The organism is Nocardiopsis sp. M1B1 (assembly GCF_052466615.1).
The window spans coordinates 3,349,607-3,370,684 of the sequence record NZ_CP196194.1; the positions used below are offsets into that span (position 1 = coordinate 3,349,607).

At 74.7% G+C, this 21,078-nt stretch carries 21 protein-coding genes and 1 pseudogene; 7 read left to right on the plus strand and 15 right to left on the minus strand.

Annotated elements, in window-relative coordinates:
• Positions 1-102 precede the first annotated feature (102 nt).
• Positions 103-1,089 carry a DUF2332 domain-containing protein gene (locus ACSTA4_RS14435; protein ID WP_444964179.1) on the plus strand — a complete coding sequence of 329 codons (987 nt, stop codon included), beginning with the start codon at positions 103-105 and terminating at the stop codon, positions 1,087-1,089.
• Positions 1,090-1,203: 114 nt separating this feature from the next.
• Here ACSTA4_RS14435 and ACSTA4_RS14440 read toward each other — a convergent pair whose 3' ends face one another.
• Complete coding sequence (locus ACSTA4_RS14440) at positions 1,204-2,193, minus strand: adenosine deaminase (protein ID WP_444963982.1); 990 nt, start codon at positions 2,191-2,193, stop codon at positions 1,204-1,206.
• Between the two features lie 150 nt (positions 2,194-2,343).
• A complete protein-coding gene (locus ACSTA4_RS14445; protein WP_444963983.1) occupies positions 2,344-2,658 on the minus strand; it encodes an SHOCT domain-containing protein in 315 nt (104 codons plus the stop codon).
• Positions 2,659-2,809: 151 nt separating this feature from the next.
• On the opposite strand from ACSTA4_RS14445, the gene ACSTA4_RS14450 reads away from it, so the two are divergent.
• The 5 genes from ACSTA4_RS14450 to ACSTA4_RS14470 all read left to right on the plus strand — a co-directional run bounded on the left by ACSTA4_RS14450 (position 2,810) and on the right by ACSTA4_RS14470 (position 7,916).
• Entirely contained in the window at positions 2,810-4,003 is a 1,194-nt protein-coding gene (locus tag ACSTA4_RS14450) for a sensor histidine kinase (protein WP_444964180.1), read from the plus strand.
• Complete coding sequence (locus ACSTA4_RS14455) at positions 4,000-4,653, plus strand: response regulator (RefSeq protein ID WP_274977903.1); 654 nt, start codon at positions 4,000-4,002, stop codon at positions 4,651-4,653. The genes ACSTA4_RS14450 and ACSTA4_RS14455 overlap by 4 nt, the downstream gene beginning before the upstream one ends.
• A 59-nt stretch (positions 4,654-4,712) precedes the next feature.
• Positions 4,713-5,879, plus strand: a complete 1,167-nt coding sequence (locus ACSTA4_RS14460) for an aminotransferase class V-fold PLP-dependent enzyme (protein WP_444963984.1) — start codon at positions 4,713-4,715, stop codon at positions 5,877-5,879.
• 295 nt (positions 5,880-6,174) lie between these two features.
• Positions 6,175-7,026, plus strand: coding sequence for a MerR family transcriptional regulator (locus ACSTA4_RS14465; RefSeq protein WP_444963985.1), 852 nt, complete (start codon positions 6,175-6,177; stop codon positions 7,024-7,026).
• Positions 7,023-7,916: a transglutaminase domain-containing protein gene (locus tag ACSTA4_RS14470; protein WP_444963986.1), complete on the plus strand. Its 894-nt coding sequence runs from the start codon at positions 7,023-7,025 to the stop codon at positions 7,914-7,916. Before ACSTA4_RS14465 ends, ACSTA4_RS14470 begins: the two co-directional genes overlap by 4 nt.
• Positions 7,917-7,951: 35 nt before the next feature.
• On the opposite strand, the gene ACSTA4_RS14475 is transcribed toward ACSTA4_RS14470, so the two are convergent.
• The 8 genes from ACSTA4_RS14475 to ACSTA4_RS14510 form a co-directional block, all read right to left on the minus strand.
• A complete protein-coding gene (locus ACSTA4_RS14475; protein ID WP_274977907.1) occupies positions 7,952-8,191 on the minus strand; it encodes a hypothetical protein in 240 nt (79 codons plus the stop codon).
• 269 nt (positions 8,192-8,460) lie between these two features.
• Positions 8,461-9,642: an FAD-dependent oxidoreductase gene (locus ACSTA4_RS14480; protein WP_444963987.1), complete on the minus strand. Its 1,182-nt coding sequence runs from the start codon at positions 9,640-9,642 to the stop codon at positions 8,461-8,463.
• Positions 9,639-10,211, minus strand: coding sequence for a TetR/AcrR family transcriptional regulator (locus ACSTA4_RS14485; RefSeq protein WP_444963988.1), 573 nt, complete (start codon positions 10,209-10,211; stop codon positions 9,639-9,641). The genes ACSTA4_RS14480 and ACSTA4_RS14485 overlap by 4 nt, the downstream gene beginning before the upstream one ends.
• 168 nt (positions 10,212-10,379) lie before the next feature.
• Complete coding sequence (locus ACSTA4_RS14490; protein WP_444963989.1) at positions 10,380-10,769, minus strand: Hsp20/alpha crystallin family protein; 390 nt, start codon at positions 10,767-10,769, stop codon at positions 10,380-10,382.
• 145 nt (positions 10,770-10,914) lie between these two features.
• Positions 10,915-11,652, minus strand: a complete 738-nt coding sequence (locus ACSTA4_RS14495; RefSeq protein WP_444963990.1) for a class I SAM-dependent methyltransferase — start codon at positions 11,650-11,652, stop codon at positions 10,915-10,917.
• Positions 11,653-11,895: 243 nt separating this feature from the next.
• A complete protein-coding gene (locus ACSTA4_RS14500; RefSeq protein ID WP_444963991.1) occupies positions 11,896-12,933 on the minus strand; it encodes an aminotransferase class V-fold PLP-dependent enzyme in 1,038 nt (345 codons plus the stop codon).
• Positions 12,934-12,947: 14 nt separating this feature from the next.
• Complete coding sequence (locus ACSTA4_RS14505; RefSeq protein ID WP_444963992.1) at positions 12,948-13,922, minus strand: phosphotransferase family protein; 975 nt, start codon at positions 13,920-13,922, stop codon at positions 12,948-12,950.
• A gap of 183 nt (positions 13,923-14,105) precedes the next feature.
• Complete coding sequence (locus ACSTA4_RS14510; protein WP_444963993.1) at positions 14,106-14,591, minus strand: MarR family winged helix-turn-helix transcriptional regulator; 486 nt, start codon at positions 14,589-14,591, stop codon at positions 14,106-14,108.
• Positions 14,592-14,730: 139 nt separating this feature from the next.
• Between ACSTA4_RS14510 and ACSTA4_RS14515 the strand changes: the two genes are divergently transcribed.
• Entirely contained in the window at positions 14,731-16,389 is a 1,659-nt protein-coding gene (locus ACSTA4_RS14515) for an FUSC family protein (protein ID WP_444963994.1), read from the plus strand.
• Positions 16,390-16,600: 211 nt separating this feature from the next.
• Here the strand turns inward: ACSTA4_RS14515 and ACSTA4_RS14520 are convergent, their stop codons facing one another.
• From ACSTA4_RS14520 to ACSTA4_RS14540, 5 genes and pseudogenes are all read right to left on the minus strand, one after another.
• The gene (locus ACSTA4_RS14520; RefSeq protein ID WP_444963995.1) at positions 16,601-17,311 is read right to left on the minus strand and encodes an ArsR/SmtB family transcription factor; all 711 of its coding nucleotides are present in this window, start codon (positions 17,309-17,311) and stop codon (positions 16,601-16,603) included.
• A gap of 231 nt (positions 17,312-17,542) precedes the next feature.
• A complete protein-coding gene (locus ACSTA4_RS14525) occupies positions 17,543-18,319 on the minus strand; it encodes a putative protein N(5)-glutamine methyltransferase (RefSeq protein WP_444963996.1) in 777 nt (258 codons plus the stop codon).
• Positions 18,320-18,470: 151 nt separating this feature from the next.
• Positions 18,471-19,400 (minus strand): ribonuclease Z, encoded by a 930-nt coding sequence (locus tag ACSTA4_RS14530; RefSeq protein ID WP_444963997.1) that lies wholly within the window; start codon positions 19,398-19,400, stop codon positions 18,471-18,473.
• An 867-nt stretch (positions 19,401-20,267) separates the two neighbouring features.
• Positions 20,268-20,477 (minus strand): 4-oxalocrotonate tautomerase family protein, encoded by a 210-nt coding sequence (locus ACSTA4_RS14535; protein WP_444963998.1) that lies wholly within the window; start codon positions 20,475-20,477, stop codon positions 20,268-20,270.
• A 304-nt stretch (positions 20,478-20,781) separates the two neighbouring features.
• Positions 20,782-21,078, minus strand: a pseudogene (locus ACSTA4_RS14540) (SDR family oxidoreductase); the annotation flags it as partial.

The following is a 21,078-nucleotide window of genomic DNA, read 5'->3' on the forward strand; positions in this document are numbered from 1 at the left end:
CACGCGGTGTCTTGTGGGGGTGAGCGCGGTCACGGGTCGGCGGGTGCGGGGGCGGGGTAGGAACACCGCACCTGTTCCCCCGAGGTGAAGGAGCGTGTGGCCGTGGAGCATGTCGCCGCCGTGGACGCGAGCGTGCACAGCATCGTGAGGCAGTACCGGAACTTCGCGGACGGTTACGCCCAGGACGCGGCTCCGGCGTACGCGCGTATCGCCCGGGCCCTGGCCGGGGACGAGCGGGTGCTGGAGCTGGTGGCCTCCCTGCCCGCGGGCAACAAGCGCCAGCCCAACCTGTTGCTGGGCGCGGTGCGGTTCCTGGGCGGGCCGGTGGGGGAGTGGGCGGATTTTCGCGCCTGGCTCCTGGAGCACTGGGAGGCGGTGCGGGCGGTGGTGCTGGAGCGCTACACCCAGACCAACGAGGTGCGCCGGTGCGCGACCCTGCTTCCGGTGCTGGCCGGTCTGGAGGGGCCGTTGGCGCTGGTGGAGGTGGGGGCGTCGGCGGGGTTGTGCCTGTACCCGGACCGGTACCGCTACTCCTTCGACGGCGGGGCGCCGATCGGTCCGCAGCGCAGCCCGGTGCTGCTGGAGTGTGCGACCTCGGGGCCGGTTCCGGTGCCCGGGCGGGTGCCGCGGGTGGTGTGGCGGGCGGGGATCGACCTGAACCCGTTGGACGTGCGCCGCGAGGAGGACGTGCGGTGGTTGGAGGCGCTGATCTGGCCGGGGCCGTATGAGGCCGAGCGGCGGGAGCGGTTGCGGGCGGCGGCGCGGGTGGCGGCGGCCGAGCCGCCCGTGATGGTGGCCGGTGACCTGGTGGGGGAGTTGGAGGCGGTGGCGGCGCGGGTGCCCGCGGGGGCGCGGTTGGTGGTGATGCACAGCGCGGTGCTGGCCTACCTGGATGAGGCTGCGCGGGACGCGTTCGTTGAGGCGGTGCGGGGGTTGGAGGGGCACTGGGTGTCGAACGAGGGTGCGGCGGTGCTGCCCTCGTTGGAGGGTCCGCGTCCTGGGGTGGGTACCGATTTCGCGTTGGCGTTGGACGGGCGTGTGGTGGCTTTTGCCGGTGAGCACGGGCAGCGGTTGACCTGGGCGGGTTGAGGCGGGGGCGCCGCGCGATCGAGCGGGCCCTGGACCAGTTCTGAGCGCACGCCGGACCGTGCCCGCGGAGGCCGGTGTGGCCCCGTCCCCGAGTGTGGGGGCGGGGCCACACGTCTACCAGGGGTGGGGGTGGGCGTCGACCTCGGCGATGAGCTGGGCCTTGCGCTGGGGGGTGAGGAAGGAGGCGGTGAAGGAGTTGCGGGCCAGTTGGCGCAGCTGTTCGGCGCCCAGGCCCAGGTGGGTGTGCAGGGCCTGGTAGTTGTCGTGGACGTAGCCGCCGAAGTAGGAGGGGTCGTCGGAGTTGACGGTCACCAGCAGTCCGGCCTCCATCAGGTCGGGCAGGGGGTGCCGGGCCAGGTCGGGTACGGCGCGCAGGCGCACGTTGGACAGCGGGCACACGGTCAGCGGGGTCTGGGTGGCGGCCAGGTGGGCGACCAGGCCGGGGTCCTCCAGGCAGCGGATGCCGTGGTCGATGCGTTCGGCGCCCAGGAGGTTGAGGGCCTGCCAGATGTAGGAGGCGGGGCCCTCCTCGCCGGCGTGGGCGACGCGGCGCAGGCCCAGGTCGCGGGCGGCGGCGAAGACCTCGGTGAACTTCTCGGGCGGGTGGCCGACCTCGGCCGAGTCCAGGCCGACGGCGCTGATGTGTTCCAGGTGGGGTCGGGCCTGGTGGAGGGTGTCCAGGGCTTCGGCGGCGGGGCGGTCGCGCAGGAAGCACAGGATGAGCGTGCTGCTGATGTTATGGGTGTGTTCGCTGGTGTTCAGGGCGGCCGTGAGGCCGTTGATCACCGTGTCCAGGCTGATGCCGCGGCTGGTGTGGGCCTGGGGGTCGAAGAAGATCTCGGCGTGGCGTACGCCCTGGGTGGCGGCGCGGTCGAGGTAGGCGGTGGCCAGGTCGGTGAAGTCGGCTTCGGTGCGCAGGACGTCCATGAGGGCGTAGTACAGGTCCAGGAAGGACTGCAGGTCGGTGAAGGAGTAGGCGCGGCGCAGGGAGTCGACGTCGGGGTGGGGCGGGGTCAGGCCGTTGCGTCGGGCCAGGGCGAAGGCCAGTTCGGGTTCCAGGGTGCCTTCGATGTGGACGTGGAGTTCGGCCTTGGGGATGGGCATGGTGGTGCTCGCGTCTTCGTGGTCGGGGTGGTGTGTTGGCCATTGTGGCTGATGGGTGGGGGTGCCCCGGTCGGATCGGTGTGGGGTGTGGAGCACACGTGGGGGCCCGGCCGCGCGGGGTGCGCGGCCGGGCCGGGTGGGCGTGCGGGGTCAGGTGCGGCCGGGGCGGTCGTTGTGGCCGGGGGTCCAGTTCAGGGCGCTGGCGCGTTCCATGAACTCCTCCACGGTCAGGTCGCCGCGGGCGAAGCGGTCGGCCAGGGTGCGGCGGGCCTCCTCCTCGGGTGAGGCGGGGCGCGGCGCCCAGGGCGGGCGGTGGCCGCGGCGGGCCAGGGCGAAGGCCAGGGCGCCGAGCAGGACGAGGGTGAGCAGAAGGAACATCAGGGCTCCGGGAAAGACGAAGGCGGGCGGTCCCTGCCCCCAGTGGGGGTGGGCTGCCAGGGCGGTTGCCGCGGTGACGGTGTTCATGGGTTCACTGTGTCCGGGGCGCGGGGTCGCGGTCGTCCCCCCGCGGGCGGCACCCGTGCTGCGCCCGGGTGCGTAGGGCGCCTGCGCCTGTGGTGCCACGACAGGGCGGGGGCGAGCGGCCTAGGGTCGTGGTGTGAGTGGTGACAGGCGGATGCGCCGGGTGGTCGCGGACCTGGTGCTGGGTGTGGTGCTGGGCGCGGTGGCGGTGGGGTTCGTGCGCGGCCAGTTGGTGTGGCAGCGGCGCGGCGGGGGCGGGCACGGCGGCCCCTGGCGGGGTGGGCCGCCCGCGGGGTGGGACGTGGACTGGGGTGCGGTGGTGGTGCCCTGGTCGGTGTGGGTGGGTGTGGGGGTGTTGGTGTGCGCGGTGGCGGTGCGCCGTGTGTGGCCGGTGGCGGCGTTGGTGGTGGCCGCGGCGGGGGCGGCAGTGTTCGTGGGGGCGGGGCACCCGGTGGGGCCGGTGCTGGTGTTGCCGGCGCTGGTGGTGTTCTCGGCCGCGATCCGGGTGGGCGCGGGGGTGTTCTTGGCGTGGACGGCGCCGTTGGTGGTGGCGGTGGGGTTGCTTTCGCGGGCGGATGAGCCCTGGTGGGGGTTGGCTGACGGGGGTGCGCTGGTGGGGGTGGTGTTCGCGGTGGGGGCGATGGCCTTTCCCGCGGGCGGTGGGGTGTTCGTGCGTGCGCGGCGTGAGGCGCGGCGGCGTGAGCGCCAGGAGGAGGTGGACCGCCACCGCTACGAGGAGCGGTTGCGTATCGCCCGGGAGGTGCACGATCTGGTGGGGCACAGCCTGTCGGTGATCAGCATGCAGGCGTCGGTGGCCCTGCACGTGGTGGATCGTCGGCCCGAGCAGGCGTCGGTGGCGCTGGCGGCGATCCGTGACAGCAGCCGGTCGGCCCTGGAGGAGTTGCGGGGCACGCTGGCGGTGTTTCGGGGTGGGGTGGAGGTGGCCGGTCGGGGTCCGTTGCCGGGGTTGGGGCGTGTGGAGGCGTTGGTGGGGGAGTTGCGCGGGGCGGGGCGTCGGGTGGAGGTGGTGTGGGAGGGGGAGGCGGTGCGGGTGCCCGCGGCGGTGGACCACGCGGCGTTTCGGATCGTGCAGGAGGCGTTGACGAACGTGGTGCGCCATGGCGGTGAGGGTGCGTCGGCGCGGGTGCGGGTGGTGTACGGGGGTCAGCAGGTGCGGGTGTGGGTGGCCGATGAGGGTGTGGGTGTGGTGGGGCCGGTGCGTGAGGGGTCGGGGATCGCGGGGATGCGTGAGCGTGCGCGGGCGGTGGGCGGGTCGGTGTCGGTGGGGCCTGGGGAGGGTGGCGGGTTCGTGGTGCGGGCGTCGCTGCCGTTGGGGGGTGAGCGGTGAGCGTGCGGGTGGTGGTGGCCGATGACCAGGCGCTGGTGCGGATGGGGTTGCGGGTGTTGCTGGAGGGGGAGGCGGACCTGGAGTTGGTGGGTGAGGCCGCTGATGGCGGGCAGGCGGTGGAGCTGGTGCGTCGGCTGCGTCCGGACGTGGTGTTGATGGACGTGCGGATGCCGGTGGTGGACGGGTTGGAGGCGCTGCGGCGGATCGCGGGCGAGGAGGCGCTGGCGCACACCCGGGTGGTGGTGTTGACGACGTTCGAACTGGACGAGTACGTGTTCGAGGCGTTGCGTGCGGGGGCGTCGGGGTTCTTGATCAAGGACAGCGACCCGCAGGAGATGTTGGCCGCGGTGCGGGCGGCGGCGCGGGGTGAGGCGTTGTTGTCGCCGTCGGTGACGCGGCGGGTGGTGGCGGCGTTCGTCTCGCGTGAGCCGGGCGGGGGGCGGGTGCCGCGGCTGGAGGTGTTGACCGAGCGTGAGCGTGAGGTGGTGGGGCTGGTGGGTGAGGGGTTGAGCAACGAGGAGATCGCGGCCCGTTTGGTGGTCTCCCCGGCGACGGCGCGCACGCATGTGAGCCGGGCGATGGTCAAGCTCGGGGCCCGGGACCGGGCGCAGCTGGTGGTGTTCGCCTTCCGGGCCGGGCTGGTGCGCTGAAGGGGCTGGCGGGTAGGTTCGGCGGCGACGGTGTCGGGCGCGTGGGAGGGGCGGGCTGGATGGGCGTGGATGTGGCTGCGGTGCGGGCGGACACTCCTGGGGCCGCGGGGGCGGCGCATCTGGACAACGCGGGGTCGTCGTTGCCGCCGCAGGTGGTGGTGGAGGCGGTGGTGGATCACCTGCGCCTGGAGGCGCGGGTGGGGGGTTACGCGGCGGCCGAGCTGGCGCAGGCGCGGGTGGAGGGGTTCTACACCGCGGTGGCGCGGCTGGTGGGCGCGCGCCCCGAGGAGATCGCGTTCACCGAGAGTGCGACGCGGGCGTGGGAGTTGGCGTTCGGTTCGGTGGTCTTCGCCGAGGGGGACCGGGTGCTGACCACGGCCAGTGAGTACCCCAGTAACGCGCTCGGGATGGTCAAGGCGGCCCGTGAGCGGGGTGTGCGGGTGCAGGTGGTGCCCGACGACGCCGACGGGGTGATGGACGTGGTGGCGCTGGAGCGGGAGTTGGCGCGGGGCGGGGTGCGGGTGGTGGCGCTCAACCACATGCCCACGCACAACGGGCTGGTCAACCCGGCCGAGCGGATCGGGGCGCTGTGCCGCAGGTTCGGGGTGTTGTTCGTGTTGGACGCGTGCCAGTCGGCGGGCCAGTGGGATCTGGACGTGGAGCGGCTGGGGTGTGACGTGTTGGCGGTGACGGGGCGCAAGTTCCTGCGCGGGCCGCGGGGAACGGGGTTCGTGTACGCGCGGTCGGGGGCGGATCTGGGGGAGCCTCCGGTGGTGGACGTGACGTCGGCGCACTGGGAGGGGCAGGGGTACCGGGTGCGCGAGGACGCGCGCCGGTTCGAGAGCTTCGAGCGCAACGTGGCCGGTCAGATCGGGTTGGGTGTGGCCGTGGACTACGCGTTGGCGGTGGGGATGGAGCCCATCCGGGAGCGGGTGGGGGCGCTGGCCGAGCAGGCCCGGGACCGGTTGGGGAGCCTGGCGGGGGTGCGGGTGCTGGACCGGGGGGCGGTGCGGTCGGGGATCGTGACCTTCGCGGTGCAGGGTGTGGCGGCCGAAGGGGTGCGTGCGGCGCTGGGGGAGGCCGGGGTGCGGGTGAGCGTGTCGCGGTTGTGGAACCAGGTGTGGGAAGAGGGTGTGGGGGTGGACGAGGCGGTGCGTGCCTCGGTGCACTACTTCAACACCGAGGCCGAGGTGGAGGCGTTGGCGGACGCGGTCAAGGGGTTGTAGGCGCGTCGGGGTCGCACGCCGGACGCGTCCGAGGCGGTGGTCTTCGCCGCGAGCCGGGTCAGGACGGGCACTGTGTGGATGGCTGTGGGCGCGCACAGCGGCTTCTGCTTCGCGAATGGCTTCTTTCCTACCGAGGGGTTCGTCTACGGGGTCCAGCTGTTGGTGCAGATCCTGGCCATGGGGCTGGCCGGGCCGGTGGTCTGGGCCGCTCCCCGCCGCGGGGCCGGGCAGTGCGGTGCCCGGAGGCGGGCGGGTGTTGACGGTGCCCTTGGGGCAGGGGCCACACTCACATCCCATGAGCACCTCACAGCCCCGCGAGGGGCTTTCCCGGGGGGAGTTCGCCCGTGCGAGCGGGCTCTCCCCCAAGGCGCTGCGGTTGTACGAGCGCTCGGGTCTGCTGGTCCCCCACCGGGTGGGCGCGGGCGGGCACCGCCTCTACCTCGCCGCCCAGGTGGAGCGGGCCCGGCGCATCCGCCTGCTGCGTCAGATGGACATGCCCCTGGCGGTGGTGGCCCAGGTGATGGCCCAGGAGGGCGGGCAGGCCCTGGAGCGGGCCCAGGCGTGGTGGCGGGCCCAGGAGGAGGCGCTGCGTTCGCGGCGCGCGGCCCTGGCCGAGCTGCGCCTGTCCTGGGGCGGGGCGGCCGAGCAGGACCCTGAGCCGGTGTGGCGGGTGCGCCGTGAACACGTGGCGGCGGCCAAGGTGGCGGCGGTTCGGGCCCGCACCGACCAGCAGAACCTGGTGGCGACCCTGCACGGGCGGGCGCAGGCGCTGCGCCGCCTGCTGGTGGGGCAGGGCGCGCGCCCCGGCCCCGGGTTCTGGGTCCTCTACCACGGTGCGGTGACCCCGGACGGGCCCGCGCCGATCGAGGTGGCGGTGCCCTTCACCGGACACGCCGAACCCGAGGGGGAGGCGGTGATCCGGGTGGAGGCCGCCCACGTGCGCGCGGTGTGCGAGGTCAGGCGCGGCGACTGCTTCTATCCGCGGATCATGGGCGCCTACCGGGCGGTGGAGCAGTGGATGCTCCAGCGCGGCGCGCACGCGGTGGGGCCGTTGCGTGAGGTGTACGAGGCCTCCTGGGACGAGGTGGCCCAGGACGCGGTGTTCGCGCTGGTGGCGCGGCCGATGAGGGAGCGGGGGCGCGGATGAGCGCGGTGGACGTGGACCGGTGGGCGGCGCACACCCCCTACAGCGACCCGGGCCAGCACGCGGGCGTGCTGGCGGGGCTGGCGGGGGACGTGGCGGGGCTGGGGCGGGTGCTGCGCGGGGTGTTGACCCACTACCGCGGCGGCGGGCAGGTGCTCACCGGGGAGCGGTTGGCCGAGATCGACCACCGGTGGGTGGAGGCGATGCTGGCCACCGACCAGGCCCGCTGCCCGGGGCCGTGGACGCGGCCCCGGGCGCAGCCGCTGGTGGGGTGCTGTCGTGACTTCGCGCTGGTGACGGTGGCGGCGCTGCGGGAGCGGGGGGTGGCGGCGCGCACCCGGGTGGGGTTCGCCTCCTACCTGAACGAGGGGTTCGGAACCGACCACGTGGTGAGCGAGTACTGGGACGGCGGGCGGTGGGTGTGGGCGGACACCCAGTTGGACCCGGCGGGTCCGTGGCCGGTGGATGTTCTGGACATCCCGCGTGCGCCTGAGGCGCGGGGCGCGGTCTTGGCCAGTGCGGCGCAGGTGTGGCTGGCCCACCGGGCGGGGGAGGTGGACGCCGACCGCTACGGGGTGCACCCGGACCTGCCGTGGCGGGGTGCGGGGTTCGTGCGCGCCTACGTGCTGTTGGAGTTGGCGCACCGCCAGGGCGAGGAGGTGTTGCTGTGGGACACCTGGGAGGCCATGCAGGCCGAGGACGACGGGGTGTTCGACGAGGTGGCGCGGTTGCTGGTGGCCGCGGACGGCGGGGACGGGGCCGCCGAGCGGGAGTTGGCGTGCTGGTACGCCCGTGAGGGGTGGTTGAACCCGGGAGGGCGGGTGCTGTGCGCGTCGCCGTCGGGGTTCGTGGGGTGGGTGGACCTGGAGCGGCGGGTGGTCGAGCCCGGGTGAGGGGGTGTGGGCCGCCGGGGCGGGGGCGGCGCGGTTCACACCGGCAGGAGGATCAGCAGGGTCGGCAGTGCCAGGACGAGCATGAGGCACCCTCCGGCCGCGGGGGTGGTGCCTCGGGGCGCGGTGGCCTCCAGGTCGGCGATCATGTGCCGTTGGGCCGGGCATCCCGGAGTCACGACGTCCTCACGGCTGAACACGCGGCAGGGCAGCCCCGTCATGAACTCGGCGTCGTACTGGCGTCCGCACAGGGAGCAGCGGGGGTCGTTCGGTTTCACGGTCGTGGTTCCTCTCGTCGAAGATCGGCCCGTGCCGCGCGGCCGCCCCGTCGGTTCCCCGGCCTGGTGACGCAGGCGGGGCCGACCGGTGCGGTCGTGCGAGACGGCTTCACGTTCCTCTCGGACAGCGGCAGCGCCGGGACGGTCTTGGCTGTTCGTGTGGTCGCGTCCCTCGTCGTCGGTGCGGCGGGTTCGCCCGGTCGTTCCGGGCAGGTCGCGGTCCTCCCCGGCCGGGGGCGGGCCCGTCGCCGCGTCCCCCGCAGGGTGTTTCAGCCGCGGGCGGTCAGGGGGGTGTGTTCGCGTACGGCGGGGGTGGGTTTGCCGGTGAGCGCCCCGGCCAGCAGGCGGCTCGCCCCGGGCAGGCCGGTCAGGCGCAGGGCCGTGCGGCGCAGGAGCAGTTGGGCGCGGGTGGGGGGCAGGAACCAGCGGGCGGTGCGGCGGGCGGCGCGCTGGCGCTGTTCGACCTCGGGGCGCCACTGGTGCTCGTAGCGGCTCAGTCCCTCCTCGACGGTGGGGGCCGAGGCCAGGTGTTCGGCCAGGACGAACGCGCCGCCCACCGCCAGGGAGGCGCCCTGGCCCGCGAGCAGGGAGACCGCGCCGCAGGCGTCGCCGAGCAGGACGGTGCGCCCCCGGCTCCAGTGGGGCACCACGCTCTGGGAGACCTGGTCGTAGTAGACGTGTTCGGGGTCGGGGCAGTGCTGGAGGGCGCGGGGCACCAGCCAGCCCAGGTCGGCGTGGGTGCGGCGCAGTTCGGCGCGCGGGTCGGCGGGCCGGTCGGGGGTGGGGCTGCGGTGGACGGTGAAGGCGGCCACGCGGCCGTCGCGCAGCCCGTACAGGCCCATCTGGGCGCCGATGGTGTCGGTGAGGTGGAAGCCGCCGTCGACGCGGGCGTGGATGTCGGGGTCGGTGAAGACGAAGGCGGCGGTGTGGAAGCCCAGGTAGCGCAGGTGGTCGGTCGTGGAGCCGAGGATCTGGGCGCGCACGGTGGAGTGGATGCCGTCGGCGCCCACGAGCAGGTCGCCGGTCAGGGTGCGGCCGCTCGTGAGGGTGACCTCGACGGTGTCGCCGTGGTCCTGGACGCGGTGCAGGGTGGCGTCGTAGTCCACCCGCACGTCGGGGGGCAGGCTCTGGCGCAGGGCGCGTTCGAGGTCGGGGCGCATGAGGGAGACCACGCCCAGGTGGGAGAACTGTTGGATGCCCAGCCTGGCGCGGGGGGTGCCGTCGCGGTCGACGAAGGTGGCGTGGTCGATGTCGTAGCCGAGTTCGCGCAGGCGGGGCAGGAGGCCCATGAGTTCGGCGGCCTGGTAGCCGGGGCCGAAGAAGTCGATCATGTAGCCCTGGGTGCGGGGGCGGGGGGCCTGTTCGAGGACGGTGACCTGCCAGCCGTGGGTGTGCAGGCGGTGGGCCGCGGCCAGTCCGGCGATTCCGGCTCCGCAGACGATCGCTCTCATGGGTGTGCTCCTGGGGTGTGGTGGATGAGCAGGCGGCGCAGGACGGGTTCGATCTCGGTGGAGGTCAGGTCCGGGGTGAGGGCGCGGTGGAGCAGGACGCCGTCCAGGGTCGCGGCCAGGACGGTGGCGGTCTGGCGGGGACTGGGGACGCCGGCGTGGGTGAGCCAGTCGATGAGGTGGCGGCGCATCAGGTCCAGGACGCCGGTGACGGCCTCGCGCAGGCGGGGGTCGCGGGTGGCGGCCAGGTAGGTCTCGGTGACCAGGTGGGAGGCGGGGTCGTCGCCGGGGTAGCGGTCCAGGTCGCGCAGGATCAGGGCGAGTCCCTGTTCGGGTGTGGTGGTGGGGCCCAGCAGGTGGGCGGCCTCCTCGACGATGGCGGTGATGGCCTGGGTGGCGGCCTGGGTGAGCAGGGCTTGGAGGGAGGGGAAGTGGTAGTGGACCAGGCCGGGGCCCACGCCCGCGCGTTCGGCGAGTGTGCGGGTGCTGACCGCTGACCAGCCGCGTTCGCTGATGAGTTCGGCCGCTGCCCGGGTCAGGCGGCCTTTGACGTCCTCGCCGCGTGGTGCCATGTGCGTCCTGTTTCTTGGTCGATTGCCTTGGGCGAACGTATTGGTCACTCGCCCAATTCGAGGATGGCACAGTGCCCGCCCCGCGGCAAGGCGCGGGGCGGGCGGGTACACGAAGAAGGGGGTGTGAGGTCCCCCGTGGTCCTCACACCCCCTGTCGGTTCTGCCGGGTCAGGCGGTGGCGCCGCCCTGGCCCAGGAGGATCTTGCGCGGCTGGGCCTTGGTGGCGACCGGGACGCGCAGGGTCAGGACGCCGTCGGTGTGGTCGGCCTCGATGTGCTCGGTGTCCAGGTCCTGGCCCAGGCGCAGGCGGCGGGTGACGGCGCCGGTGGGCCGCTCGCCGACCAGGACGCGGCCCTCCTCGGGCCGTTCGGGGCGCTGGGCGCGGACGGTGAGCACCGAGCCCTCCACCTCCAGGTCGATGCCGTCGGCGGGCACGCCCGGCAGGTCGATCCGGACCACGAGGGCGTCCTGGGTGCGCACCGCGTCCATGGCGGCGTTGCGCGCGGCGGGAGCGGTGGAGGCGGTGACGTCGAAGGGGATGGTGCGGGTGAGAAGCATGGAAGAACCCCCGAAAAACCTCGGCTTGATGCTGATGGACTCAAGTTTATTGACGACTTTGGGCGCGTCAAGACGGTGTGGGGCACCCCACACGCCGACGCCCCAGGCCCCGTCCTGTACGGGGCCCGGGGCGTGGAACGGGTGGTCAGCGGGTTCGGGCCAGGGTGATGATCTCGGGGCTGGACGCGGTCAGGGGCGAGCGGTCCCAGTCCCCGAACCGCTCGGCGGCCCGCAGCCCGGCCCGCTCCAGCAGCAGGTCCAGGTGGTCGGCCCCCACGAAGCGCAGGGTGCTCACGGTGCGCAAGGGGAGGGCGGAGTCGGAGCGGGTGGTGGTGCTGGTGAAGGTCACCAGCCCCTCGGGCGTGGGCGCGGCGGCCTCGTGGACGTCGCTCACGCGCACACCGTCGGCGGTGGTGACCTGCTGCGGATGGGCGGGGGTCCACCTCTGCCAGGCGCGCGCGGCCGGGTTGCGGGTCTCGAAGGCCACCAGGCCGCCCGGGGCCAGGGCACGGCGCATCGCCTCCAACGCGGCGCTGGTCTCCTCGTCAGTGCGCAGTTCCTGGAAGGCGTGCCCGGTCATGGTGACCAGGTCGAACTCCTCCTGCCAGGTGTGGTCCGACAGGTCACCGCGCACCCAGGAGACGGCGTCGGTGCGCCCGCGGGCCACCTCCAGCATGGCCCGAGCCGGGTCCAGGCCCACCAGGTGTCCGGTGTGGCCGCGGGTGCGGGCGCGGTGGAGCAGACGGCCGGTGCCGCACCCCGCGTCCAGCACGCGCGGCGCGGCCATGACCAGGCCCAGGTAGAAGTCGTCACCGGGCCCCCACGGGCTGAGGAGGTCGTAGAGGGCGGCGACGTCGGGGGAGTCGTAGGGGTTGTGGGTCATCGCGTCAGTGTGGCAGCGGGTCCGGGGGGCGACCACCGGGTTTTCGCCCGCCCCGACCGGCGCGGGATGCGGTCCCGGAAGACCGGGGCGCCCACCGTGGGCACGCGCGTGCACGCACCTGTCCGCGTGTGCGGCCCGCCCTGCCCCGTCGGGGAAAGCGGCGGACCGCGATGGGGCCCACCACGCCGGTGGGGCGTCGGGGCCTGCACTGGAAGCGGCGCGCGCCGGTGGGACGCCCCCGCGCTAGGGCTGGAGCAGGGCCTTGGCGGCGCGCTCGGCGTCGTCGAGGGTGTTGTACAGGTGGAAGGACAGGCGGGTGCGGCCCCCGCGTTCGGTGGTCACCACCCCGGCCCGGGCCAGGCGGTCGGAGGCGCCGGGCAGGTCGACGCTGGTGATGGCCGAGTGGGCGGGCTCCTGCCCCAGCGCCGCGCGGAAGTGGTCGGTCAGGGCGGTGTTGTGGGCGCGCACCCTCTCCAGACCCGTCTCCAGCAGGACCCGGCTGGAGGCGGCGGCCGCCACGGCCGCGAACCAGTTGGGCGAGGTGTCGAAGGCGCGCGCGGTCGGCGCCGGGTCCATCCGGGCGGCGTACATGGCCGAGGCCGTGTCGCGTGCGGCGGCCGGACCGGCGTTGTTGGGGCGCAGCCGCGCGCGCAGGTCGGGGGACAGGTAGGCCAGGGCCAGACCGCGCGGCGCCATGAGCCACTTGTAGGCCGAGGCGATCAGGGCGTCGAAGACGGTGGCGTCCAGGGGCGTCCACCCGGCGGCCTGGGTGGCGTCGGCCACGACTAGGGCGCCGTGGGCGCGGGCGGCCGCGACGATGTCGCCGGTGGGGGCCAGGCGTCCGTTGGCCGAGTGCACCGTGCTGAAGGCGACCAGGTGCGTGCGCGCGTCCACGGCCTGGGCCAGGCGGTCCAGGGGGACGGCCTCCACGGTGACGCCGCGGTCGGCCTGGGCCTGCCAGGGGAAGACGATCGAGGCGAAGTCCCCCTCGGGGACCAGGACGCGGGCGCCGTCGGGAAGGCTGGCCGCGATGGTCCCGGCGATCTGGGCGGTGCTGGTGCCCAGGGTGAGGTCGTCTGCGGGCGCGCCCACCAGGGCGGCCAGGTTGACGCGGGCCTGTTCGAGCTCGCGCCCCCAGGCCCCGGGGTCCCCGGTGGCGGTGTGCCAGGAGCGCACGGCGTCGGCCAGGGCCTGGTGGGCGGGCCGGGGCGGGATGCCGTACTGGGCGGTGTTGAGCCAGACGGTGTCGGTGCTCCACAGACCGGTGATGGTGTCGTCCATGGGCACCGAGTGTGTCAGGCGGTGGTGGCCAGCGCGATGTGGAGACTGTGCTCGACGATGCCGAGCATGAAGGCGCGGTCGGGGTAGCCGCCGTCGAGCAGGCGCAGGGGACCGGCGACCAGGGACAGGTGCAGGGCCAGGTCGTACAGGGCGGTGCGGGCCGGGTCCAGGGGGCGGGTGGCCAGGCGCGGGTGGTGGGCGCCGAAGCGCAGGCGCAGGAAGGCGTGCTCCCACTCCACGTCGAAGAACATCAGTCCCTCGATGTCGATCAGGACGGGGGCGCCCTGGGCGTCGACCAGGACGTGGTCGGGGCCGAGTTCGCCGTGGATGAGCGCGTGTTCGCGGCGGGGTTCCACGCGCGCGGCCAGGGTGCGCAGGGTGGCGGTGAGGCGTTCGCGGCCCCGGCGCATGCGCGGGTCGCGGTGGGCGGCCTCGTCCAGGTCGGTCAGGGCCCGGTCCAGGACCAGCTGGTGGCAGGAGGGGGCGCCGGCGGCGGCGCCCGTGTCCAGGTGGGCGACCTTGCCGAAGGCGGTGTCGGTGCTCGCGTGCATGGTGCGCAGTTCGCGGCCCAGGCGGTCCAGGACCGGGCGTGCGGCGCGGGGGTCGCGGTGCAGGAGTTCTTCGAGGGTGGGGCCGGGGACGTCCTCGAGCACGGCCAGGCAGCCGGGGTGGTGGGCGCCGCTGGTGTCCAGGGCGTACAGGCGGGGGACGCGCACGCCCAGGTCGGTCAGGGCGCGGTGGGCGGCGGTGAACAGGTCGGCGCCCGAGGCGTGGGAGAAGGGGTCGGCCGGGTCGGCGCCGTGCGGGGTGGCGGGCCAGTAGTCCTCGCTGTGGTGCCACAGGTAGGCGATGACGGTGGTCTGGTCCAGGGCCAGTCGGTAGACGCCCTTCTTGGAGCCGCCGCGCAGGCGTTGGACGGCGCGGGCGGGGCCGGGGCGCCCCAGCAGGTCGGGGACGGCGCGGGCGAGGTCGACGGCGGGCGCGCTCATGGCACTCCTGAGGGGTGTGGTGGGGTGGGCGGCCATCCTCGCACGGCCCCGGCGGGGTGTGCCCGTGGTTTTGGCACCGACCACGCGCGGTGGGCCGGAGCCGCGAGCCCGGCTCGGTCGACGCGGCCGTCCCGGACAGTGGCGGGTGGGGCCGCGCGCCGCTGGCGCTCGTCGGCGCGGGGCTCAGGCGCGGTCGATGGGGGCCAGGACGCGGGAGAGCAGGTCGGCCAGCTGGGCGCGTTCGTCGCCGGTCAGGGGGCGCAGGAGGTCGGCCTCGCGGTCGAGCTGCCCGGCGAAGAGGGTGTCGGCCAAGGCCTGTCCGCGTTCGGTCAGGCGGACCTGGACCTCGCGGCGGTCGCGTTCGAGGGGGGTGCGGGTGATGAGCCCGGCGGTCTCCAGGCGGGTGAGGCGTTTGGTGGTGGCGGCGCCCGAGGAGATGGTCTCGCGGGTGAGCTGGCGGGGGCGCAGTCCGTGGGGGGAGCGGCGCAGGGCGGCCAGGACCTCGAACTCGGGGCGGGTGACCTCGGCGTCGGCGAGTCCGTCCTCGGTGACGTTGTTCATCAGGGCGGCCAGGCGAAGGACGCGGCCCATGGCGGCCATGCTGGTCAGGTCCAGGTCCGGGCGCAGGCGCGACCAGCTGTCGAGGAAGCGGGAGACGGCGTCGCTCATGGTGTCCTTCGCGTGTGTGGCGGGGCCGGTCGCCGGGTGCGGGCGGGCGTGCCCGTGGGCGGGGCGCCGGGCGGAGTGGGCGGTCTCTCCCCCCGCGGGGGTGTGTACGGCCCGCGGAACATCCTAAGATAATTTACTTGTGAATTACTTTTATCGTCTGTGGGACGCGCTGCGCCGCACCCTCACCACCCGCGGGGCCTTCGCGCCCAGGCCCGTGCGCGGCAACGTCGCCGTCACCGCGCTGCGCGCCGGAGTGTGCGTGGCCCTGCCCCTTCTGGCGCTCTACGCCGCGGGGCGCACCGACCTGGCCCCCTACGCCGCCATGGGCTGCTTCACCGCCCTGTACGCGCGCGACGACACCTACGCCCGCCGCGCCCGGCTCCTGGCCGTGGTCGGCGCGACCCTGACCCTGGCCGTGGCCCTGGGCGCGCTGACCTCGGCCGTGCTCCCCCACCCCCTGGCCGCCATCACGGTCGTGGCCCTGGTCGCCGGCGGGGCCAAGTACCTCTCCGATGCCCTGGAGTTCGGCGCACCGGCCGGGCTGATGTTCGTCTTCGCCGCCGGGGTGGCCGCCTACAACCCCCAGCCCCTGAGCGCGCTGCCGGTGGTCGTGGCCACCACCGCGGCCGCGGCCGCCCTGTGCTGGACGCTGGCCCTGGTCGGCGCCCTGGTCCACCCCACCGCCCCCGAACGCCTGGCGGTCGCCCGTGCCCTGCACGCGCTCGCCCGCCACCTGCGCCACCCCGCACCCGCCGCCCGCGCCGCCGCCGAGACCGCCCTCCACCACGCCTGGCACGTCCTGCTCTCCCGCCCCGGCCACACCCCGGCCCGCCAGGGACTGGAGGTCCTCACCGCCCGCGCCGAAACCCTGCTCACCGGAACCGGAGACCGCCTCACCGACGCCCGCGCCGCCGCCGAGATGAGCGAACTGGCACGCCGCCTGCGCACCGAACGCGCCGTCGAACCCCTGGTCGGCGCCGACGAGCACGCCGCCCTGTCCCAAGCCGCCGCACACCTGCGCCGCCACCACACACCCGCGCCCGGGCCGGGCGAGCGCCTGCGCGCCGCACTGCGCGCGCCCTCGCCCACCCCGGTGTCGGTGGTGCGCATCGTCCTGGCCTGCCTGCTGGCCGGAGCCCTGGCCTGGGCGCTGGGCATGGGACACGGCTACTGGGCGGCCGTCTCGGCCGGATCGGTCCTGCAGGCCGTCAACGTCACCACCACCTGGCACCGCACCCTGCAACGCGGCGCGGGCACGGTCGTGGGCGTGGCGCTGGCCACCGCCCTCTTCTCCCTGGACTACTCCCCGCTGGGCGTCATCGCGCTGGTGGTGGCGTGCCAGATGGCGGCCGAACTGGTGGTGACCACCAACTACTCCTACGCCATCGTGTTCGTCACCCCGCTCACCCTGGCCCTGTCGGGCCTGGCCCACGCCGACCCGGGCGCGGACGGGCTGGCGGCCGAGCGGCTGTGGGCCACCGTGCTGGGCGCCGCGGTCGGACTCCTGGTGTGCGCGGCGGTCGCCAACCGCCGCGCCGGTGACCACCTGCGCCAGGCCCTGGCCGCGTGCGAGCGCGAACTCGCCCGGGCGCGGGAGTGCGCGGGCACCGACGCGGCCGCGCGCCGACGCCTGGCGCGCAGCCTGGTGGCGCTGCGCGCCTCCCACGCCCTGGCCGCGGGGGAGCCGTGGTCGGCGGGGGCGTGCGCGCAGGAGGTCCAGGACGTGGAACGCCGCGCCCGCGCCCTGCTGGACGGGTCCGCCCTCCCGGGCCGGGCGGTCGGCGCCCCCACGGGCTGAGGCGAGGGCCGGGAGATCCCACAGCGGGGTGATCCCACCGGAGGCTGCCACCGCGGGCCGGGAGCGCTGTCGACGAACGCTGACGGACGCCGTCGATCACCGCGGCCCGTGCCACGGGCCCGGGACGACACGTCGTCGCGGTGCTCGGCCAAGCGTCGGTCGATCACCACGGTTCACGCCACGGGCGCGGGACCACACGAGGTCGCGGTGCTCAGTCAGGCGTCGCGGTCCGCACACCCAGCAGTTCACGCCAGGCCCGCTCGCCCGGCTCGGTGACCCGCAACGCCCGCCCCGACCCCACGAGCGCGCACCAGCCCGCCTCCAGCGCGTGGCGGCACAGCGCCGCCCCGGCCGTTCCGGCCAGGTGCGGCAGGCGTTCGGTCCAGTCCAGGCACGAGCGCACCAGCGGGCGCTTCCCGCCGCGCGCCAGCGGTATCCGCTGCTCGGCGAACCAGGCCACCCCGGCCTCGGTGAGCGCGAACCCGGTGTCCTGGGTCAGCAGCCCCCGCTCCGTCATGGCCCGGGTGACGGCGCAGCCCAGCTCACCGGCCAGGTGGTCGTAGCAGGTGCGCGCCCGCGCCAGGGCCCGATCGGCGTGCACGTTGCGCAGGGTGCGCGGGCGCCGGGCCGACACCGGGGCCGGGTCCGCGTGCGCGGCCAGGGCCTCCACCAGGTGCGCCACCGCCTCGTCGGCCAGGCGCACGTAGCGGTGGCGGCCCTGGCGTTCCTGGGCGAGCAGACCGCCCTGGACCAGCCGGGTCAGGTGTTCGCTGACGGTGGAGGCGCCCACCCCGGTGTGGCGGGCCAGCTCCCCGGCGGTCCAGGCGCGCCCGTCCAGCAGCGCCAGGCACACCCCGGCGCGGGTGGGGTCGGCCAGCAGGGAGGCCAGGGCGGCCAGGCGGGCGGCGTCGGGAGCGTGCATACCCCCAGGATGCGCCGCGCACGGTGCGGTGGCGACCGAAACGTGGCGCGCGGCCGGCGCGGCGTCGCTCTCACCGGCACCGGAGCGGGCACGCGGAAGGGGAGAACGGCCGGGGCGCGCCCCCGCTCCGCCGCACGCCGGGGGCGGTCGTGTTCGAGCCGCCCCCGTGCGGCGGCCGCGGAGCGCGAGAAAGCGACGGACGAGCCCGCCCCGCGCCCCGGGGCCGCGCGGTCAGCGGACGCCCGTGACCACGGTGGCCTCCCACTCCGGGCAGGAGACCACCTCACAGGCCAGACCGCCCCGGATGAAGGCCTCCCGCGCCGCCGCAACCTGCTCCTGGCCCACCTCCACCAGCACCCGGCCGCCCGGCGCCAGCCACCGGCCGGCCCCGGCGGCCACACGGCGCAGCAGGTCCAGCCCGTCCGGGCCCCCGTCCAGGGCCCGCCGGTCCTCGTGCACGCGCGCCTCCGCGGGCAGCAGCGCGATCCGGTCGGTGGGGACGTAGGGCACGTTGGCGACCAGCACTTGGACGCGGCCGCGCAGGTCCGGGGGCAGGGCGTCGTACAGGTCGCCCTGGTGCACCCGGTGCCCGGGCAGGTTGCGTCGGGCGCAGGCCACACTGGCGGCGTCGATGTCGGCGGCGTGCAGGGTGATGTCGGCGCGGGTGTGCGCCAGGACCGCGCCCAGGGCCCCCGAACCGCAGCACAGGTCCACGGCCACGGCGCCGGGGGTGAGCAGGGCGCAGGCCCGGCGGGCCAGGAACTCGGTGCGGGGACGGGGCACGAACACGCCCTCGTCCACGCGCACGCGCAGCCCGCAGAACAGGGCCCAGCCCAGGACGTGTTCGAGGGGCAGACCGGCGCAGCGGCGCCGGACCATCAGATCCCGTTCGCCGGGGGTGCGCGCGGCGGAGGCGATCAGGCTCGCCTCCTGCTCGGCGAAGACACAGCCCGCTTCGCGCAGACGGGCGACGAGGGCAGGGAAAACCGGGGAAAGTGGGGATGCCACGAGAGCCTTTCGACGAACTGTCGGGCGCTCCGGCTACGACGCGGGTGCGTGACCTCGCGGTGGGAACGCCCCTCCTGCGACAGCGGAGATCGTCCTCACCCCCTCGGTTGTACGGTGCAGTGCTCCGGAACTCTACCCCAACGCGCCCTGCTCAGGAGTCGCGGGGCGGCACCGGCAGGCGTTGCAGGTCCTGGGCCAGCGTGACGGGCCCGTCGAACTCGGCGGCGGCCTCGGCGAGGAAGCGGGCGTCGTCGCGGTCCTCGTAGCGTTCGGAGATGTGGGTGAGCACCAGGGTGCGCGCCCCGGCGCGCGCGGCCACGCGCCCGGCCTGGCGGGCGGTCAGGTGGCCGTAGGAGCGGGCCAGGTGCTCCTCGGTGTCCAGGTAGGTCGACTCGATCACCAGCATGTCGGCTCCGCGGGCGAGTTCGACCGCCTCCTCGCACTCGGCGGTGTCCATCACGAACGCCATGACCTGGCCCCGGCGCGGCCGCGCGCAGTCGGCCAGCTCCACGCGGCGTCCCTGGTCGTTGGTGATCGAGCCCCGACGCTGGAGTTCACCGACCATGGGGCCGCGCACGCCGTGGGCGGCCAGCCGCTCGGGCAGCATCCGCCAGCCGTCCGGTTCGGCCAGCCGGTAGCCGTAGGCGGTGGTCGAGTGGCGCAGCGGCAGCGCGGTGACGCGCAGGTCCGGCTCGCCCAGCGGGCAGGAACCGGTGCCGCCGACCGGCTGGGGGAGTACGACGTCGGTGTCGTGGAAGGCGGTGGCGTGGCGCAGCCGCCGCCAGTAGCGCTCGCCGTCGGCGGGGTAGGCCACGCGCACGGTGTGGGGCACCCGGTCGCGGGCGATGCGCTGGATGGTGCCGGGCAGGCCCAGGCAGTGGTCGCCGTGGAAGTGGGTGACGCAGATGCGGGTGATGTCGGTGGCGGCCAGGCCCGCCAGGCGCATCTGGCGCTGGGTTCCCTCGCCGGGGTCGAACAGGACGCCGTGGGTGTCCCACCGCAGGAAGTAGCCGTTGTGGTTGCGGCGGCGGGTGGGCACCGCGCTGGAGGTGCCCAGGACCACGAGTTCGCGTACGGACATGGGAGGGATCCTGTCACAGTGCGGGTAGGGGCCCCTGCCAGGAGGCGTGCGGGTCCGCGCGGCCCCGTGAGCGGGTGCCGGTCCTGCTCCTCGCCGCCCGGGAGAGGGACTGGCCGGAGCGCGTCGGCGCCCCGCGCCCCGAACGGTGCGAGGACAGCCCGGGGCCGGGCCCGCTCGCCGCGCCCCGGCCCGTCGGCGCCGACAGGGCCCGCGTGCCGTACGCGCTCACCGCCGACCGGCGGGCCGGTGGAGGGCCCCGCTTACCGGGGGCGGCCTTCGTCGCCTCCGGGGGAGGGCGTCGGGGCCGCGCGGCGAGAGTACAGCCCTGACTGTACCCGTCGCGTTTTCGGGCCCTGGCCAGCGGCCCCTGAGGGCGCCGCCAACGAAACTCCGGACTCCCCCGCCCCCTTTGTAGCAACACATGTAGTAGCACCTTATAAGGTTCACTTATCGGAGGTGAGAATGCGGGGGTGTTCGAGCCTTCGTTACGTGTGCAGATCGTATTTACGTTAACAAGTAACGTAACCAACGAAAAGTTATTAAGCCTGCCGGAGAACAGACCTACCAGGGCTCTGCGGTCGGGTGCACCCGACGGCCGTCGGTGGCGGCCACGATCTGGGGAACGGCCCTGTTCGGGGTCGAGGACCAGCGCTGTGACGCCGCTGGCGGTCTCGGGGCGTGAGACTGGCAGGCTCGCACCCCGTCTCCTCCCCCGACGCCGCCCCCGGTGGCCGCGACGTTGCACTCGGTCTCGGTCAGCGTCCGTGAGGTCACGTACTGGGGCAGGGCGACGACGTGCTTGCCGTGGTCGCCCCTGTCCCGTGCGGGGCTCGGCGCCGCGGCGCCGAGCCCCGCACGGGAGGGAGGTCAGGCGTCTCCGTTGAGCATGGCGGCGGTCAGGACGCCGCCGGCGACGCCCCAGCCGCCGTCGGCGACCTCGTCGACCAGCACGACGGTGGTGGGTCGGGCCCGCTCACCGTAGATCTCCACGTACAGGTCGGTGGTGCGCTCGACGAGCTTCTTCTTGTCCTCGGTGGTGATGGTGCCCGCAGGGACCTTGAAGTTGGCGAAAGGCATGGGTGTTCCTCCTTGGACGGGTTCTCCCGTGGTGCGGAAGCATGTGTCCGAGAACGTGTGGCCACAGTGCCGTTCTCGGTTGGTGTAGGCGTCGGCAGATGCCGACGCGGGGGACAGTGGTTCGTCGGTGCCGAGCCGTTGGCGGGACCGCGCCCGGATCCGGGCGCACATGAGCGACTCCACCCCACCGCCGTCGCGCCTGGGGGCGATGCGTTGCGTCAACGGTCGCGTCGGCACGGGAGCAGCGGTCGGTGCTGCCCGGCCGGGCGCCGGGGACGACGGGGTACAGCGTTCGACCGTGGCGTCACACCATGCCCCCGTTGGCCCGAAGGACCTGGCCGTTCACCCAGTGCCCTGCCGGGCTGGCGAGGAAGGCGACCACCTGGGCGATGTCCTGCGGGGTGCCCAGCCGCTCCAGGGGCGCCGCCTTGGCGAGCTGGTCGATCTGCTCGGGCGTCTTGCCTTCGAGGAACATGTCCGTGGCCGTGGGGCCCGGGGCGACGGTGTTCACGGTGATGTCCTGCCCGCGCAGCTCGCGGGCGAGGATCAGCGTGATCGACTCGACGGCCGCCTTGCTCGCCGCATACGCACCGTAGGCGGG

What these genes read in the sequence shown, in the direction of transcription:
- ACSTA4_RS14480 (WP_444963987.1), bottom strand. Translation starts at nt 9,642, where the DNA reads ATGAGAGCGATCGTCTGCGGAGCCGGAATCGCCGGACTGGCCGCGGCC.
- ACSTA4_RS14495 (WP_444963990.1), bottom strand. Translation starts at nt 11,652, where the DNA reads ATGACCCACAACCCCTACGACTCCCCCGACGTCGCCGCCCTCTACGAC.
- ACSTA4_RS14520 (WP_444963995.1), bottom strand. Translation starts at nt 17,311, where the DNA reads ATGCACGCTCCCGACGCCGCCCGCCTGGCCGCCCTGGCCTCCCTGCTG.
- ACSTA4_RS14490 (WP_444963989.1), bottom strand. Translation starts at nt 10,769, where the DNA reads ATGCTTCTCACCCGCACCATCCCCTTCGACGTCACCGCCTCCACCGCT.
- ACSTA4_RS14485 (WP_444963988.1), bottom strand. Translation starts at nt 10,211, where the DNA reads ATGGCACCACGCGGCGAGGACGTCAAAGGCCGCCTGACCCGGGCAGCG.
- ACSTA4_RS14505 (WP_444963992.1), bottom strand. Translation starts at nt 13,922, where the DNA reads ATGAGCGCGCCCGCCGTCGACCTCGCCCGCGCCGTCCCCGACCTGCTG.
- ACSTA4_RS14440 (WP_444963982.1), bottom strand. Translation starts at nt 2,193, where the DNA reads ATGCCCATCCCCAAGGCCGAACTCCACGTCCACATCGAAGGCACCCTG.
- ACSTA4_RS14470 (WP_444963986.1), top strand. Translation starts at nt 7,023, where the DNA reads ATGAGCGCGGTGGACGTGGACCGGTGGGCGGCGCACACCCCCTACAGC.
- ACSTA4_RS14450 (WP_444964180.1), top strand. Translation starts at nt 2,810, where the DNA reads ATGCGCCGGGTGGTCGCGGACCTGGTGCTGGGTGTGGTGCTGGGCGCG.
- ACSTA4_RS14465 (WP_444963985.1), top strand. Translation starts at nt 6,175, where the DNA reads ATGAGCACCTCACAGCCCCGCGAGGGGCTTTCCCGGGGGGAGTTCGCC.
- ACSTA4_RS14500 (WP_444963991.1), bottom strand. Translation starts at nt 12,933, where the DNA reads ATGGACGACACCATCACCGGTCTGTGGAGCACCGACACCGTCTGGCTC.
- ACSTA4_RS14510 (WP_444963993.1), bottom strand. Translation starts at nt 14,591, where the DNA reads ATGAGCGACGCCGTCTCCCGCTTCCTCGACAGCTGGTCGCGCCTGCGC.
- ACSTA4_RS14530 (WP_444963997.1), bottom strand. Translation starts at nt 19,400, where the DNA reads ATGTCCGTACGCGAACTCGTGGTCCTGGGCACCTCCAGCGCGGTGCCC.
- ACSTA4_RS14445 (WP_444963983.1), bottom strand. Translation starts at nt 2,658, where the DNA reads ATGAACACCGTCACCGCGGCAACCGCCCTGGCAGCCCACCCCCACTGG.
- ACSTA4_RS14535 (WP_444963998.1), bottom strand. Translation starts at nt 20,477, where the DNA reads ATGCCTTTCGCCAACTTCAAGGTCCCTGCGGGCACCATCACCACCGAG.
- ACSTA4_RS14460 (WP_444963984.1), top strand. Translation starts at nt 4,713, where the DNA reads ATGGGCGTGGATGTGGCTGCGGTGCGGGCGGACACTCCTGGGGCCGCG.